The 16,825-nt window shown below is 35.8% G+C and carries 16 protein-coding genes; all 16 read left to right on the top strand.

The genetic code is table 11. The features are described from left to right. The first annotated feature begins 313 nt into the window (after positions 1–313). The 16 genes from BACCOPRO_RS14155 (at position 314) to BACCOPRO_RS14080 (ending at position 16,822) form a co-directional block, all read left to right on the top strand. The gene (locus BACCOPRO_RS14155) at positions 314–1,141 is read left to right on the top strand and encodes a transcriptional regulator (RefSeq protein WP_155819200.1); all 828 of its coding nucleotides are present in this window, start codon (positions 314–316) and stop codon (positions 1,139–1,141) included. A gap of 12 nt (positions 1,142–1,153) precedes the next feature. Further along, on the top strand, positions 1,154–1,588 hold the full coding sequence (locus BACCOPRO_RS14150; protein WP_008144649.1) for a BT0820 family HAD-type phosphatase: 435 nt from the start codon (positions 1,154–1,156) through the stop codon (positions 1,586–1,588). Next, positions 1,589–3,136, top strand: a complete 1,548-nt coding sequence (locus BACCOPRO_RS14145; RefSeq protein ID WP_008144648.1) for an oligosaccharide flippase family protein — start codon at positions 1,589–1,591, stop codon at positions 3,134–3,136. It begins immediately after the preceding gene. Further along, positions 3,124–4,272, top strand: a complete 1,149-nt coding sequence (locus tag BACCOPRO_RS14140; RefSeq protein WP_040311545.1) for a Coenzyme F420 hydrogenase/dehydrogenase, beta subunit C-terminal domain — start codon at positions 3,124–3,126, stop codon at positions 4,270–4,272. The genes BACCOPRO_RS14145 and BACCOPRO_RS14140 overlap by 13 nt, the downstream gene beginning before the upstream one ends. After that, on the top strand, positions 4,272–5,369 hold the full coding sequence (locus BACCOPRO_RS14135) for a polysaccharide pyruvyl transferase family protein (RefSeq protein ID WP_008144645.1): 1,098 nt from the start codon (positions 4,272–4,274) through the stop codon (positions 5,367–5,369). The genes BACCOPRO_RS14140 and BACCOPRO_RS14135 overlap by 1 nt, the downstream gene beginning before the upstream one ends. Positions 5,370–5,438: 69 nt before the next feature. Further along, on the top strand, positions 5,439–6,578 hold the full coding sequence (locus BACCOPRO_RS14130) for a glycosyltransferase family 4 protein (protein WP_008144643.1): 1,140 nt from the start codon (positions 5,439–5,441) through the stop codon (positions 6,576–6,578). Positions 6,579–6,598: 20 nt separating this feature from the next. Then, positions 6,599–7,609 carry a glycosyltransferase family 2 protein gene (locus BACCOPRO_RS17275; RefSeq protein ID WP_008144641.1) on the top strand — a complete coding sequence of 337 codons (1,011 nt, stop codon included), beginning with the start codon at positions 6,599–6,601 and terminating at the stop codon, positions 7,607–7,609. A gap of 72 nt (positions 7,610–7,681) precedes the next feature. Next, positions 7,682–8,659 carry a glycosyltransferase family 2 protein gene (locus BACCOPRO_RS14120; RefSeq protein WP_162231597.1) on the top strand — a complete coding sequence of 326 codons (978 nt, stop codon included), beginning with the start codon at positions 7,682–7,684 and terminating at the stop codon, positions 8,657–8,659. Continuing rightward, complete coding sequence (locus tag BACCOPRO_RS14115) at positions 8,659–9,630, top strand: glycosyltransferase (RefSeq protein ID WP_008144637.1); 972 nt, start codon at positions 8,659–8,661, stop codon at positions 9,628–9,630. Before BACCOPRO_RS14120 ends, BACCOPRO_RS14115 begins: the two co-directional genes overlap by 1 nt. Further along, a complete protein-coding gene (locus BACCOPRO_RS14110; protein ID WP_008144635.1) occupies positions 9,627–10,568 on the top strand; it encodes a glycosyltransferase family 8 protein in 942 nt (313 codons plus the stop codon). The genes BACCOPRO_RS14115 and BACCOPRO_RS14110 overlap by 4 nt, the downstream gene beginning before the upstream one ends. Positions 10,569–10,581: 13 nt before the next feature. Next, positions 10,582–11,454 carry an alpha-1,2-fucosyltransferase gene (locus BACCOPRO_RS14105; RefSeq protein WP_008144634.1) on the top strand — a complete coding sequence of 291 codons (873 nt, stop codon included), beginning with the start codon at positions 10,582–10,584 and terminating at the stop codon, positions 11,452–11,454. A gap of 14 nt (positions 11,455–11,468) precedes the next feature. After that, positions 11,469–12,449: a glycosyltransferase family 2 protein gene (locus BACCOPRO_RS14100; RefSeq protein WP_040311556.1), complete on the top strand. Its 981-nt coding sequence runs from the start codon at positions 11,469–11,471 to the stop codon at positions 12,447–12,449. A 35-nt stretch (positions 12,450–12,484) separates the two neighbouring features. Next, positions 12,485–13,798 carry a hypothetical protein gene (locus BACCOPRO_RS14095; protein ID WP_008144629.1) on the top strand — a complete coding sequence of 438 codons (1,314 nt, stop codon included), beginning with the start codon at positions 12,485–12,487 and terminating at the stop codon, positions 13,796–13,798. Continuing rightward, on the top strand, positions 13,791–14,399 hold the full coding sequence (locus BACCOPRO_RS14090; RefSeq protein WP_008144626.1) for an acyltransferase: 609 nt from the start codon (positions 13,791–13,793) through the stop codon (positions 14,397–14,399). The genes BACCOPRO_RS14095 and BACCOPRO_RS14090 overlap by 8 nt, the downstream gene beginning before the upstream one ends. 36 nt (positions 14,400–14,435) lie before the next feature. After that, positions 14,436–15,572, top strand: coding sequence for a glycosyltransferase family 4 protein (locus BACCOPRO_RS14085; protein ID WP_040311544.1), 1,137 nt, complete (start codon positions 14,436–14,438; stop codon positions 15,570–15,572). Continuing rightward, entirely contained in the window at positions 15,572–16,822 is a 1,251-nt protein-coding gene (locus tag BACCOPRO_RS14080) for a glycosyltransferase (protein WP_008144623.1), read from the top strand. The genes BACCOPRO_RS14085 and BACCOPRO_RS14080 overlap by 1 nt, the downstream gene beginning before the upstream one ends. Positions 16,823–16,825 lie beyond the last annotated feature (3 nt).

The following is a 16,825-nucleotide window of genomic DNA, read 5'->3' as shown; positions in this document are numbered from 1 at the left end:
GGATTTATAAAAGAGAGGTGCATATGAGTTCAATAAAAAGAAATCGAAGCACCAAACCAAACATAAATTAGAAAAAGTCTCGATGCCACTGTATAGTACAGATACTTCTTCTAAAGTCATTAAGGACAAAGTTCAGAACGAGCCTCAAAACCCAGGTCCGGAAGAGAAGATTTGTCCTCAAGACAGCCCAACCAACTCTTGGTGTTATCTTTTTGTCCATCATGCCAAAGTAGAAACTATTAATGAAAAACTAATATTAAAATTCAAAACATTCATTCATAAAAGTATTGCATACAAACGTGGTAAAAGCCATGTGAGGAAAACAGAACGGCCTACCATATCAGGTCTTATTTTCATTCAAGGAAACAGCCGGGAAATACAAAACTATCTGAACCAGATAGCATTTGATCTGTATCTTGTAAAGGATTGCAGTACCAAGAAAACAGCGATTATTCCTGATCGCGTCATGCAACCTTTCATGCAGCTTTCCCAAATAAATCCTCATCACATTCGCTTTATGCCCCACTCCTTTGATTATTATTCCCCAAACCATACACTAATTAAAATAACATCCGGAGTTCTGACCGGTATGGAAGGTTATTGCATCCGTATCGCCCGCGACAAGTGTCTGGTTACTACCGTCGGCAACATGACCGTAGCTATCGGAGGAATCAGTAAAGAAAGTTTTGAGAATGTTGACGAATACATCCGCCAGCGACAAGAAACACAAAACGAATCCCAGACCCTCACATATAATGATGAATTCGTTTCATTTCAGTCGGATATTGCCCAATGTTTTTTTTATCCCCAAAACCGTCTTGACCTGATGGTTTTGGCCCGAAGCCTGGAACAATGGATCATGAAATCCCGATACTGGATGTTGACAGAGGAATTATCGAATGCAGCTCAAGTACAGTTACTAATCCTAAAAGGGATCGGAAAATACTGTGAAAAGATATATTATAAGCTCCAGCCGGGAGAACTAAAAGAAATAGACAATCTGTGTCAGGAAACTCATAAAATCATAACGGCCATTGCAGAGCGATATGCCGATACCCAGCCGGAGCAGCAACAAAAACTGATAGCTGATGAACAAGCTATTTGCAAACGCTATCCGTTCCTGCCAATTTCCAAACTCTAAAATTATTAAAAGATGATCATAGCCGTAGACTTTGACGGAACCATCGTGGAACACCGATATCCACATATCGGAAAAGAGATTCCTTTTGCCATTGTAACTCTCAAGCAATTACAGGCAGAACATCATCAACTGATACTCTGGACCGTACGCGAAGGTAAATTACTGGACGAGGCAGTAGAATTCTGCCGGGAAAGAGGTCTGGAATTCTATGCAGTCAACAGCAACTACCCGGAAGAACAGACTAAAGAAACCCCCTCTACTCCTTGCAGAAAACTCAAAGCCGACCTGTTCATTGACGATCGCAATGTAGGCGGACTACCGGACTGGGGAGCTGTTTACGAAATGGTCACCCATAGATGGAGTTATGAACGCTATTTACAGGGGCTTCAGGGGAATGAAGAGAAAAGAAAGACATCATTTTGGAAACGCCTGATCAGCAGTAAATAAATGACTACACAACAGGAAAATACAAAACGCATCGCCAAGAATACCCTGATGCTTTACGTACGCATGCTCTTTGGCATGCTGGTATCCTTGTATACTTCTCGTGTAGTTTTGCAGGCATTAGGGGTAGAAGACTATGGTATATACAATGTGGTAGGAGGCTTCGTAGCCATGTTTTCCATGATATCTTCTTCTTTGTCTTCTTCTGTAAGCCGTTTTCTTACTTTCGAGTTAGGGCGAGGCGATATGGAACAGTTGAAGAAAGTCTTTTCTACCTCTCTTTGCATTCACTTGGCTTTGGCAGGTATTGTGTTTTTAGCGGCAGAAAGTGTGGGAGTCTGGTTCCTGAATACTCAGATGACCATTCCTGCCGATCGCCTTTATGCAGCCAACTGGGTTTTTCAAGCCTCTTTGGTAGCTTTTATGTTCGGTTTGTTCAGCGTACCCTATAATGCTTCCATTGTAGCCCATGAGCGGATGACAGCTTTTGCCTATATCGGAATATTAGATATTATTCTTCGTTTATTTATTATTCTGTTTATTGCCTATACTCCCTTTCATTTCGACCGGCTTATTGTCTATTCATTGCTGTTGGTCGTATTGGGGATTTCCATGCAAGCCGTCTATTGGATTTATTGCAAGCGACATTTTGAAGAATGTCGTTTACAGTTTCGGTTTTATCGCGATACATGGAAAACCATGAGTGCTTTTGCCGGTTGGACTTTTATAGGGTGTACAGCAGGCCTGTTGAAAGAACAGGGAGTCAATATCCTTCTGAATCTCTTTATAGGTCCTGTCATCAATGCTGCTCGTGCTATTGCTGGTTCTGTCAATAATGTGTTGTATTCTTTTGCCAGTAACTTTATGACAGCTCTCAATCCTCAGATTACCAAATCGTATGCAGCAGGCGATTACTCCTATATGTTTTCTCTTGTAGAGAGAGGATCTCGTTTCTCTTATTACATTTTATTGGTTTTTGCCTTACCTGTATTGTTCGAAACCGAGTTTATTCTTTCTTTATGGTTGAAAAACTATCCGGAACATACAGTTAATTTTGTGCGTTTAGTTCTGTTGGTTACTATGTGCGATGTTTTATCTAATACATTGATTAATCTTCAGACTGCTACTGGTAACATTCGTAACTACCAGATAGCTGTGGGTGGAATGTTGCTGATGAATTTCCCTCTTTCTTATTTATGTCTTAAAGTTGGTTTTCTTCCCGAGTCTGTTTTAATTGTGGCATTGGTTGTAGCCGTTTGTTGTCTGTTATTGCGTCTTTTATTCTTGCGTAGAATGGTTGGACTTCCCGTCCGTCGTTATTTATACAAAGTATGTGCTAATGTAGTTGTGGTTACCTCTGCTGCCTTGTTGCTTCCGCTTCTTTTTATGTGGCAAATGCAGGATGGTTTTTTACGTTTTTTTGTAGTGTCCTTATTGTCTGTGTTTTGTACAATCAGTTCTGTTTATTGGATAGGATGTACCTCGCATGAAAGAGATTTTATAAAGACTAAAATCTTAATAGTTATTAAAAATAAAATATGCTTACTTTAATAGATAAATCCCAATGTTGTGGTTGTACGGCATGTGCGAGTATTTGCCCTAAGCAGGCAATAACTATGCAACCGGATGGACTAGGCTTTCTTTATCCAGTTATTAATAGGGATAAATGTGTTGATTGTGGACTTTGTGAGGATGTATGTGCTTTTAATCCACATTATGAAAAGTCAGATTTTTTAGTTCCAGAAGTTTATGCCGTTCGTCATAAAGATATATCCGAAATAGAAACAAGTCAAAGTGGAGCTGCTTTTATTGCTTTGTCCGATTGGATTTTAGAACGAGGTGGTGTCGTGTATGGTGTAGGATATACCGACCATTTTCGGGCTATACATAAACGAGCTACGACGAAACAGCAACGTAATGAATTTAAAGGAAGTAAATATGTACAAAGCGATTTGAATACTGTTTTTTTTCAGGTTAAGGATGATTTAAAGCAAGATTTATATGTACTTTTTTCAGGGACTCCTTGTCAGACATCAGGGTTGCAGTCTTATTTAAAAAAGTTTAGAGTTAATGTCGAAAAACTATTTGTTATAGATTTGGTTTGTCATGGTGTACCTGCCCCTTATATTTGGCGTGATTATTTGGAGTATGTAGAGCGAAAAATAGGTGAGAAAGCAAAATCTGTCAACTTTAGGGATAAATCAAGGGGAGGATGGAATAGTCATTTTGAAACTTTTACATTTTCAAATAAGACGGTTATACGAACTACTTATAGAGATTTATTTTATTTAAATATAATGCTTCGTAATTCTTGTGGAAATTGTTATTTCACTAATTTAAATCGTCCTTCTGATTTAACTATTGCTGATTTTTGGGGGATTGAAAGAACTGGTATAGATTTTAATGTGGATAATAAAGGAGTTTCTTTGTTGTTAATAAATACTCTAAAAGGAAAGAATCTATTTGCTGAAATTGAAAATAGAATTGAATTTATACAAACAGAGGTGAAGAATTGTTTACAGCATAATTTACAGTTTTCTTCAATAATACACCCCTTAAGAGAGCAGTTTGAAGAGGATTATGCTAATAGAGGATTTATATATATTGGTAAAAAATATGGTAATTTAAGTTTTAGTTATCGTTTGTTTCAGTTATTGCGTAGTGCTAAACATAAACTTTTTCGATAATGAAAATAGGTATATTAACATTTCATTGTGCCATTAATTATGGTGCTGTATTGCAGGCTTATGCATTAAAAGAATTTTTAAAAAAAATGGGTCATGATGTTTATGTGATTGATTATAAGCCATATTATTTGATAAAGCCATATAGAATATTTCTATTTTCTTATAATTGTAATCTTTCAATAAAGCAATTGATTAAAAATTGGTTTTATGCATGTCTTGTTGTACCTATTCGGTGGAAAAGATATAGGGCGTTTAATTCTTTTGTTAAAAAAAGATTGAATCTATATGATTTAAATTTAAGTGATAACCGGAACGATTTTGATACTTTTGTTTTTGGAAGTGATCAGATTTGGAATACTCGATTAACTAATGGAGTTGATAAAGTTTTTTGGGGAGATTGTGTTGCTGTAAAAGGGAAGAAATTGATTGCTTATGCTGCAAGTGCAGGATATGAACAGAATTTAAAGACGGAAAATATTTTATCTTTCAAATCTGTATTAGATTCATTTTCGGCAGTAAGCGTAAGAGAAAGTTTTTTGCAAACTTTTTTTAAGAAACAATTTTATACCGATGTTCCGGTAGTATTAGATCCTGTACTATTAATAGGAAAATCTATTTTTGAACAACTTGCAGCTACGGTGGATTGCAGGTATCCTTATTTATTATTATTTCAATTTGAAAATGATAAATCTGTGTCTGAATATGCTACACAATTAGCGGAAAAAATGAATTTGAAACTGGTAGAAATAACTTCATCTACTAATGCGGTTAAAAATAAAAAATTAAAACAAACATTATCTCCTGAAAAATTTTTAGGCTATATAAAGAATGCAACCTATATAGTAACTACTTCTTTTCATGGAACAGCCTTATCTATTTTATTTGAAAAGAACTTTAATACAATTAGTTGTGGAAAACATATGAATGAACGTGCCTTATCGTTGTTGACTTTTTTGGGTATAAGAGAGCGTTTATGTTCAATAGATTCTGATGAAATATTAAATGTAACGATTGATTATACTTTAGTAAATGATAGATTGCAAAAAATTAGAAATGAATCAGAAAGCTTTTTGAGGATGGCATTGGATAAAGATTAATATTACTAACCTAAAAGTTGGAGCGTTAATTTTTTTAGCTATTGATTGTTTTGACTAAAATATTTGTAGATGAAGATAATATTAGTAACCCAAAATATGAATCTGTCAGGAGGGATAGAACGTGTACTTTCTGTGCAAGCTAATTATTGGTCAAAAGTAAAAAAATATGAGGTTTGCATTATTACTTGGGATGCAGATGAGCAAATTTCTTTTTATCCATTAGATAGTAATGTATTTATAAGAAATATAAAGGTAGGTGTTAGAAAGAAAATAATAGATAGAATACCTGGTATTAGTTTCTTAAGATATTTAAATCAGGCTAAAGAATTATTTCAAGTTGCTATAAAAGAGGAAAAACCTGATGTCATAGTTAGTATGATGCAGGGAATAGATTGTTATTTTTTATCATCAGTTGCAGGAGGTATTCCTATAATAGGTGTTAATCATATAACGTTGAAGATGCGTTTGGGAAAATTTGAATCAAAATTTATATGTAAAGTTAAGAAGCAACTAATTTTTTATTTGAAAATGAAGTTGTTTCGTCAGTATAATGCAATAGTAGCATTATCAAAAACTGATGCAAATAATTTTCTGAAATGTAAATTCCATTCTTTTTACATTCCTAATCCTCTTTCTTTCGACGGTTTAAGTGTTGATTTTAAACGATCCCGAAAAAAACATATTATAATGGTTGGACGGATAGATTATTTGAAAGGACAGGATCGTTTATTGCATATATGGTCGCGTTTAGCTTTTAATTATCCTGATTGGAAGTTAATTTTGGTAGGAGATGGGGATAATATAAACGTTCTTATGGAAATGATAGAAAAAATGAAATTACAAGATAGGGTTGATATCATTAAAAAGTCTAATAATATTCCAGCATTATTAATGAATGCTTCCATATCTGCCTTTACGTCAAGAGTAGAGAGTTTCGGTATGGTTATACTGGAGTCATTTTCTTGTGGATTGCCTGTTATTGCTTATGATTGTGAAAATGGACCTCGTGATTTGATAAAAGATGGATATAATGGTTTTCTGATAAAAGATAACAATGTGGAGGATTATTGTATGAAATTACAATATCTAATGAATTCGGAGGATGTAAGAAAGCAAATGGGTAAAAATGCTTTATCTTCAACTAGTGTATTTTCAATAGACAATGTGATGAATAAGTGGGATGATTTATTTTCTTATGTGTGTAATTAGTTTTTATTTAACTCAATCTTATGCCTAGTCTTTCTATAATTATTCCAGTATATAATGTAGAAAAATATTTGAAAGAATGTGTGAAAAGCGTATTGATGCAAAGCATTAAAGATTTTGAAATTTTATTAATTGATGATGGAAGTAAAGATTCATCAGGAAAGTTATGTGATGAAATAGCCTCGACAGACTCTCGTATCAGAGTTTATCATAAGCCTAATGGAGGTTTATCGTCTGCACGCAATTATGGAATAGATAGAGCTTTGGGTGAATATATTATATTTTTAGATTCTGATGATTTTTGGATAGATAAAGATATTTTATTTTTATTGGTAAAAAAGGCAGAATCACAAAATTTAGATGTTGTAAGAGGAGAGTTTGTAAATGTAGATGCAAAGGGAAAACAATTATATACTCCTGATTTGCCGGAAGAAAACTTAAATTTGAAGAATCAAATATTGAGTTCTTATGAGATGATGAAGTTTGTAATAAACGGTAGATTTTTTTCTTGGCTTTTTATGTTTCGTAAATCAGCTATTGGCTGTTTGCGTTTTGATGAAAATCGGAAATTTCAAGAGGATATAGATTTTGCAATTAAATTTTTTAGTAAGAATTATCGATGTGGTTATCTTCCTATCCAATTCTATGCGTATAGACAACGTGAAAATTCTATTATATCTACTCCACGTATCAGTAATCTAGCTAATTCTTTTGCTCTTTGTAATGTATTCTATGAATATGCATATAAAGTAGAAGATAAAAGATTGACTTCCTATTATTTATATAGGGGGATTATGATGTATTATTGGACATTAGAAACTGTTGCAAGTGATTTATATATAGATCGATATGAGGAATTGGAAAAGAACTTATCTTTAGTTGCTTTAAGAAAGAAAGTATATAATTGGACAAAGGAAGTTTCAAAAGTTCACTTTCCAATTCATCTGTATATTTCGCCTTATTGGGGAGTTTGTCTGTTTCGTTTACGTTGGTGGGGAGGAAAAATATTGCGTGCATTTAAAATAAAGAAGTAGTTTCTTTTTTAAGAATTTATAAGATGTTCATTAAGGTTTATAAGTATGAATATTTGTAAAATGAGCAATGTTATGTATAAAGTTTCTGTTATTATCCCTATATATAAAGTTGAAAAACATATAGAAAAATGTGTACGTTCACTTTTCGAGCAAACATTAAAAGAGGTAGAGTACATTTTTGTGGATGATGCTTCTCCGGATCGTAGTATAGACATCTTAAAACAGATTATGCTAGAGTATCCGGAAAGAGCTAAAAACAGTAAAATTATATACCATACCATAAATAAAGGACCGGCACAAGCCAGAAATTTTGGATTAGCAGAAGCTATTGGAGAATGTATAATATATTGTGATAGTGATGACTGGATGGAGCATACGATGTTGGAAGATATGTATCGTGTAATACAAGAGCAAAAGGTTGATATTGTAACTTGTGATTTTCGTATGGTTTATAATGATCATTATGTAGATTATCATACAATTGATTGGTCTGAGGATAAAATTGCTTCACTATGTAATTATATAGCTTATGGATGGACTGTATTATGGAATATACTTGTAAAGCGTGATATATATGTACAGAATAAATTGAAGTTTTTTGAGTCAGATTCTGCATATTGTGAAGATTTTAATTTATCTGTAAAAGTATTGTTTCATGCGGGGAAAGTTGTACATCTAAGTAAAATCTTATATAATTATAATCAAATGAATGTAGGCTCCATTATGCGTAGTTTGAATAAAAAAAAGATGCATGATGAGCAGGTAATGTATTTGGATGTAATAAATTATTTTAAGCTTCAAGGCGTCTATCCATTATATGAAAAACAATTATGTTGGCGAATACTGAAGAGTACCCAAGAATGGGTTTTGAGTACTTCCACGTATAATCAGTTTTTGAGCTTTTATCCAGATTGTCATCAGTATATTTGCTCTTGTCCTTTTATTAATACCAAATTGAAAATCATGATGTGGTGTTTGGTGCATCATTTAAGTTTGATTTCTCGATTTATGTTAGTGTTAAGATTCTTAAAACATGGAAAGATAAAATAATGAAATCAATAAATTATACAGCTGTTATTCGCACATTAGGTATAGCAGGAGATAAATACCAAACCTTATTGGATTCATTGAATAAGCAAACCATTCAACCCTCAAAGATTTTGGTATATATAGCAGAAGGGTATTCTATTCCGAAAGAAACAATTGGAAAAGAGCAATATATTTATGTGAAAAAAGGTATGGTTGCTCAACGTGCTTTGTCTTACACTGAAGTCGAAACAGAATATATTTTATTTTTGGATGATGATGTATATTTACCAAAAACAACTGTAGCACAGTTGTATCAGTATTTAGTAGATAATGACGCAGATGTAATATCTCCTGATGTCTTTCCAAATGCTGAACGCCCTACACTAGGTAAATGGATGATGAAACTTTCCGGAAGAATGGTAGATAGAAGGGATGATGGAAAGTGGGGATATAAAGTGATGCGTAATTCGGGATATTCGTATAATACTGATCCTAAATCTGGAGTATATTTATCACAGACTAATGCTGGCCCGTGTTTCTTCTGCAAAAAAGATGATTTTTTGAAAATTCATTTTGAAGAGGAGCTTTGGATGGATCAAATGAAATATGCTTTAGGGGATGATCAGGTGATGTACTATAAGATGTATTGCATGGGGTTGAAACAGTTGACTTGGTTCCATAGTGGAATAAAGCATTTGGATGCAGGAACTACAATGATGAGTGAAGAGAAAGAGAAGATGCTGATTTATTCCGATTTTCGCTTTAAGACTATTTTTTGGCATCGTTTTATTTATTTGCCTGATACGTGTAGGTTGAGTAGAGTTTGGAGTATGGTTTGCATTGGCTATGCACTTTTATTTACGCTACTGATATCTTTACTAAAGGGAAGAATGGATATTTTCAAACTAAAACTAAAGGCGATAAAAGATGCTATACATTTTATAAAAAGTGAGAAATACCGTGCTTTACCATTAATTAAAAAGATCGTATGATGAAAACAGTTCCTATAGTATTTGCTTTTGACAATAATTTAATTCTTCCGGCTTGTGTTTGTATTTCTTCTTTGTTGATGAATGCAAAAGAAGAGACGTTTTATGATATTTTTATTTTGCATTCTTCAAAGGTTGATTTGCATAAAGAACAGTTGGATGAATTGCCTAAGTATTTCAATCGTTGTCGGATTCAGTATCGTGTGGTAGATAATACTTTTGATCAGGCTTTTGAAATTAGAGGAATTACAACACCAACTTATTATCGTCTACTTATTCCAGAATTAGTTCCTGAATATGATAATATTATTTATTCAGATGTGGATGTAATTTTTCGATTCGATTTGTCGGATATTTATTTTCATACAGACTTAAATGATAGTTATGTGGCAGGTGTAAATGCATTAGTACCGTTTATTCCTGATATGAAAAAGTATTATTTGAAATTGGGGAACGTGAACATTGATAGCATTATCTATGCTGGAAATATTATATTAAACTCAAAAAAAATAAGAGAAGATAATTTGGTAGAGCGATTCAAGGAGTTGGCAAAAAACAAATTTCATTTTCAAGATTTAGATGTTCTAAATATAGCATGTAAGGGGAAGATTACATATTTAAAGCCTGTTTTCTGTTTGACAACCTATTTTTCTGAATTAGCTTTAAGACATAGGAATTTGTTACGTGATTTTTGGAGTGATAAAGATATAGACGAAGCTTTGACAGAAGGTATTGTTCATTATAACGGTCAGAAACCATGGAAAGGTATTTGTGTGAATTCCGATATCTGGTGGGAGTATTACCGGAAATCTCCTTTCTTTGATGAAAAATTCTATTTTGAGTTTTTTTATACACGTTTAAATGAGTTGGATCAGCTTTCACTATGGAAGCGTATCAAGATCTTAATTCGTTATTTTGTGTATGGTAAAAGGGAAATCTAAGAGTTAAAAGCTGATGGGATTTATAGTTAATATGGCTTGTGGCCTTGCTAACCGGATGTTTCAGTACAGCTATTATCTCTTCTTAAAAAAGCAGGGGTATAAGGTTACTGTTGATTTTTACCGTTCGGCTAAATTGGCACACGAAAAGGTGGCATGGAATTCAATTTTTCCGTATGCGGAAATAAAACAGGCTTCCCGTTTAAAGGTATTTTTATGGGGAGGAGGATCAGATCTTTGTTCCAAAGTACGTCGCAGGTATTTCCCTTCGTCTACGAATGTAAGAACTACTACAGGAGCTTTTGATGCCTCTTTACCGGCAAATACGGCTCGGAATGAATATATTATCGGGGTTTTCTTGAATGCTTCCATTGTGGAAGCTGTGGATGATGAAATAAAGAAATGTTTTACTTTTTTGCCGTTTACGGATGAAATGAATCTTCGTCTAAAAAAAGAAATAGAGGAATGCGAATCGGTAGCCATTCATGTGCGGAAGGGAAAAGATTATCAGAGCCGTATCTGGTACCAGAATACCTGCTCAATGGAGTATTACCGGAAAGCTATTCTACAGATGAAGGAAAAGTTGCAGCATTCTAAGTTTTATGTCTTTACTGATAACGTGGACTGGGTAAAGGAAAACTTTCAAGAGATAGACTATACACTGGTAGAGGGAAATCCGGCAGATGGCTATGGCAGTCATTTTGATATGCAGCTGATGAGTCTGTGCAAGCATAATATTATCTCGAACAGTACATATAGCTGGTGGAGTGCTTTTTTGAACCGTAATCCAGAAAAAGTGGTAATTGCCCCAGAAATCTGGTTTAATCCAGATTCATGCGATGAATTCAGGTCGGATAGAGCCTTGTGCAAAGGATGGATTGTATTATAAGGAAATATATTAAAATGAAATATAAAGTTTCGGTGATTATCCCTATCTATGGGGTGGAGAAGTTTATTGGTCGGTGTGCAGAAAAACTAATGCAACAGACTTTAAAAGAGGTGGAGTATATCTTTGTCAACGATGCGACTCCCGACCATAGTATGGAAGTGCTTCAGGAAGTACTAGCCCGTTATCCGGAGAGACAAGATAGTATGGTAATTACAGTTCATGAAACCAATAAAGGACTGCCGGCTGCCCGGAACACTGGGTTGCAGATGGCACAGGGAGAATATATTTTTCATTGTGATAGCGATGACTTTGTAGAGCCTGATATGCTGAAAACTTTATATACCGAGGCTATAAGGCATCAGGCAGATATTGTGTGGTGTGACTGGTTCTTGTCTTTTGAGAAAAACGAGCGCTATATGAAACAACCTTCTTTTGATACTTCGCAAGAGGCTTTAAAAGCCATGTTGGGTGGAGGAATGAAGTATAATGTATGGAATAAACTCGTAAAACGTAATCTTTATACAGATTATCAGGTTTCTTTTCCTTCCGGCTATGGGATGGGAGAGGATATGACCATGATGCTTTTGTTTGCACATGCCGATAAAGTACTTTATGTTCCAAAAGCTTTCTATCATTATGTAAAACTGAATACGGGAGCCATGAGCAATGTGTATTCAGATAAACATAAAGTAGAGTTGAAACATAATGTTAGTAGAATATCAGCTCTATTAACTCAGGTTTATGGAAATACACTGGAGAAAGAGATCGCATTCTTAAAGTTGGAAGCCAAGTTCCCGTTTCTTTTAATGGGTGATGTCAACTTTTATCGTTTGTGGAAAGAATGGTATCCGGAGGCAAACCGTTTTATTTTGCGTAACCGGAATATATCGGGACGCAGCCGGTGGTTGCAATGGTGTGCATGGAAAAATCAGTTTTGGTTGGTGTGGATATACAACTGGCTATTTCATATAGCTTATAAAATATTATATAGATAAAATTTATAAACTTATAAATTTGCTGACTCAAACTTATGTATAAGTATTTGGTTCATATTATATCGGTTATCCTAACTTCTTTTTATTTTTTCCCAATTGAAACTGTTTTTTTGCCGGGAATGAATACTAAAATGGCATTGGCGGGTATTGGGTTATTGATTTTGGGAAAACGTTTGGCACAAAGAAGGGATGCCGGTATAAACAAGAATTTCTTTGTATTGTCATTGTTAGCCTTGGGCATATCATTAATTAGTTTATTGACAATGACCATTAATAATACTCCGGATGCTTCGTTCCTGACCTATTTTGTTTCCATGTGGGTATGGATGGGAGGAGCTTATACTGTAGTGCGGTGGCTCGATACGGCCTATGGTTATGTTAATGTGCGTTTGGTCTGTAATCAACTGATAGCGGTATGTGTAATTCAGTGTTTGATTGCGTGGACTAAAGATGTATATCCACCTTTACAGGCATGGGTAGATAGTTTTGTGGGAGGAGAAGCGTTTATGGGAAATACCAAAGAGGCACGTTTGTCGGGAATTGGTGCGGCTTTGGATGTGGCTGGATTACGTTTTTCCGCAGTCGTTGTCATGATTGGTTATATCTTGTCGAAAGCAGAAGAGTTGTCGCACAAACAAGTGGTGACCTATCTTATTTCTTTTTTGATAATTGCGATCATTGGGAATATGATGTCTCGTACCACTACGGTAGGAGTAGGACTTGCATTAGTATATTGGATATATTCTACTAATCTTTTGAGTTTGAAGCAAAATATAAAGAATCAGAAACTTTGGTTTTGGTTAGGAGGTATCTTATGTGTGATAATCCCTGTATTTATCTATTTGTATTTTGCCAATGATACCTTTTATAAAAATATACGCTTTGGATTTGAAGGCTTCTTTAGTTTGTGGGAAACAGGTGAGTGGCAGACCAGTTCGAATGATATTTTATTAGAGCATATGGTGGTCTTTCCTGATAATTGGGTTACTTGGTTGATTGGAGATGGATATGCAGCAAATCCTATGGATAAGACTTTATCTTTTTTCGACCCATATTATACGGGTCCTATATATCATGGATATTATAAAGGGACAGATATCGGTTATTTACGCTATATCTTTTACTTTGGATTAGTCGGGACTTTTGTATTTGTATTTTTTATGTGGAAATCTGCATGGGCATGTATACATCGGTTTAAAAACTATAAGATGATGTTTTTAATGATATTATTAGTAAATTATATCGGATGGTTTAAAGTGTCTACTGATATCTTTTTGGTCTTTGCTATCTTCCTTGTATTGAGTAAAAAAGATGATGTGCAAACTGATAATATTCTTGAAAATGAGTAAAGCTGTTAGACAAATAGTTCGTTTTTTTAAAAGAGTAAGAAATCGCATCAGTTCCTATTATAATCTGTTGCGACTTAAAATGTATGGAGTACAATGCGGACGTCATTGTGTCATACATGGAAAACTTTATGTACATCTTTTTCCATCAGCCAAAGTAAAAATTGGAGATAATCTGTATTTTTCATCCGGATGGGGAGTGAATGCACTGTGTGCAAATCGGAGAGGAATGATTTACGCTACTCATGATGCATGTATTACAATTGGCAATAATGTGGGAATGAGTAGTGCAGTGCTTTGGACACATAAAAAGATTACTATCGGGAATCATGTAAAAATTGGTGGTAATTGTATCATTATCGATACAGATGCGCACAATATGGATTTTAAATTGCGTAGAAGCCCTTCTACCGATTGGGGAGTTTCATCTCCGGTAGTCATTGAAGATGATGTATTTATCGGTATGAATTGCCTTATTCTAAAAGGGGTTACTATTGGTGCACGGAGTATTATTGCTGCTGGCTCTGTTGTAACCAAAAGTATTCCTGCTGATTGTATTGCTGGTGGAAATCCCGCTAAGGTCATAAAACGAATTTCCGAATGAATACCTCCCATAAATTTAGATAGCCATTTAAATTCTATGAAACTCATCTATTGCACCCATTCCACATACAACCCCGGAGGTATGGAGCGTGTCCTCCTGAACAAGGTTACTTATCTTTCCCGGATTCCGGGCTGGGAAGTTTCCATTGTTACTACCGACCAGCATCAGAGACCTCCCTTCTATCCGTTTCCTCCCAATGTACGGATGACAGATCTGGGCATAAACTATTCAGACGATAATGAAAAAGGTGCATGGAAAAAGATCACCGGATATCTTCGTAAAAGAAAGGTACATAAACAGAAACTGACGGCATTACTTCAACAAGAAAAAGCAGATATTGTCATATCCCTCTACCCTTCTGAATCATCTTTCATCCCTTCCATCAAGGATGGCAGCAAGAAGGTTCTGGAATTACATTACTGCAAGTTTTTCCGCTTGCAATACAACCGAAAAGGAATATTAGGATGGATTGATAAATGGCGTACCCGGCAGGACGAACGAATCGTCCGCCGATTCGACAAATTTGTTGTACTGACTAATGAAGACTGGGAATACTGGGGGAAATTGCCTAATATGGAAGTTATCCCCAATGCTGCAATGCATGTAAGTGAACATTATTCAGACGTAACGGGAAAGAGGGTAATTGCCGTAGGAAGACTGGATTATCAGAAAGGATTTGACCGTCTGATTGAAGCCTGGCAGCTGATACAGCATTCTAAAAAGTTTGCTGACTGGAACCTGGATATTTTCGGTCAGGGAGAATGGCAGGAAATGCTTCAACAAATGATTGAAGAAAAAGGATTGCAAAAGTCTGTACGGATAAACAAACCTACTAAACAAATCGGGAATGAATACATCCAGAGTTCCATGCTGGTGATGAGTTCCAATTATGAAGGATTTCCTATGGTAATGATCGAAGCGATGGCTTGCGGACTGCCGGTCGTTTCATTTGATTTTAAATGTGGTCCGAAAGATATTATCCGACAGGGAGAGAATGGATTACTCGTTCCCAATGGAGACATAGAAAAGCTAGCTCACGCAATGATGGAAGTAATGGAAGATACAGAATATCGGAAAATGCTTTCTCAAAACGCCCGAAAAGTCGTTGCAACTTATTCTGAACAGGCCGTTATGGACAAATGGATGCGCTTGTTCACTGCTTTAACCCATTAATGAAAACGCTTTTACAGATTAATCCGGTTCTGAGAGTCAATACGTCAACCGGACGTATTATGCAGGAAATCGGAGAACTGGCTATGCAACACGGATGGAGAAGCTGCATAGCATACAGCAAAGGACGTGACGGAATCAAGTCATGCCAGTCGGAAGTGATTCCGGTCGGAAATAAATGGAGTACAATCTGGCATGGCTTGGAGACCCGACTGTTTGACCGGCACGGACTGGCTTCGAACGAGGCTACCCGACTATTTGTGAAACAGATTCAGGAGTTGAAACCGGACGTGATTCATATCCACAATATTCACGGCTATTTCCTCAACTATCAGATCTTGTTTGATTTCCTGGCCCAAAGTAATATCCCGGTGATCTGGACTGTTCACGACTGCTGGCTGTATACCGGACACTGTTATTACTACTCGTATGCCGGATGTAATAAATGGCAAACAGGATGTGGACATTGCCCACAAAAGAAGGAGTTTCCTGCAAGCTGGCTAATTGACCGGTCACATCAAAATTATGAAGACAAGAAACAGGCTTTTACTTCCCTACCCCTGGATCAGCTGACCATTGTTCCGGTCTCTGAATGGATCCGGGAAGAAATGCAGCATTCTTTCTTCCGAAACAATCAGTTTCATGTGATTCATAACGGAATCAATACCAATATATTCAATATTTATAATCCGGAACAGGTTAAGCAGAAATATGGATTGAACGGAAAACACATTCTGCTTGGTGTGGCCAGTATCTGGAGCCGGGAAAAAGGATTTGATGATTGTATTCAAATGACCGACCTTTTACATCCTGATGAAATGCTTGTTTTAGTAGGAGTCCGGCCGGAACAACAGAAAAAACTTAAAAAAAACATGCTGGGCATTCCACGTACGGAAAATATTCACCAGCTGGCAGAACTATATGCTGCAGCTGATGCATTCATCAACCCGACGTGGCAGGACAATTACCCGACCGTCAATCTGGAAGCAATTGCCTGTGGCACACCGGTCGTAACATATCGCACAGGTGGAAGTATTGAAGCCATCACGGATCAGACTGGTTTCATCGTGCCTCAGGGAAACGTGAAAGAAATGCTGGAGGCAGCCCGCCTGATCAGTCAACGGGGAAAGGCTTACTATCAGCAGCCTTGCAGAACATATGCTTTGGAAAACTTCCGGAAAGAAGACCGCTATCAGGATTATCTGGACTTATACGACAAGCTGACAGAAAGGAATCCGTCAGCCAATATTTAAACC

Origin of the sequence: Phocaeicola coprophilus DSM 18228 = JCM 13818, from assembly GCF_000157915.1 — a bacterium.
In the GTDB taxonomy this organism is placed as follows: Bacteria; Bacteroidota; Bacteroidia; order Bacteroidales; family Bacteroidaceae; genus Phocaeicola; species Phocaeicola coprophilus.
This window is presented reverse-complemented; position numbering and strand designations above follow the sequence as displayed.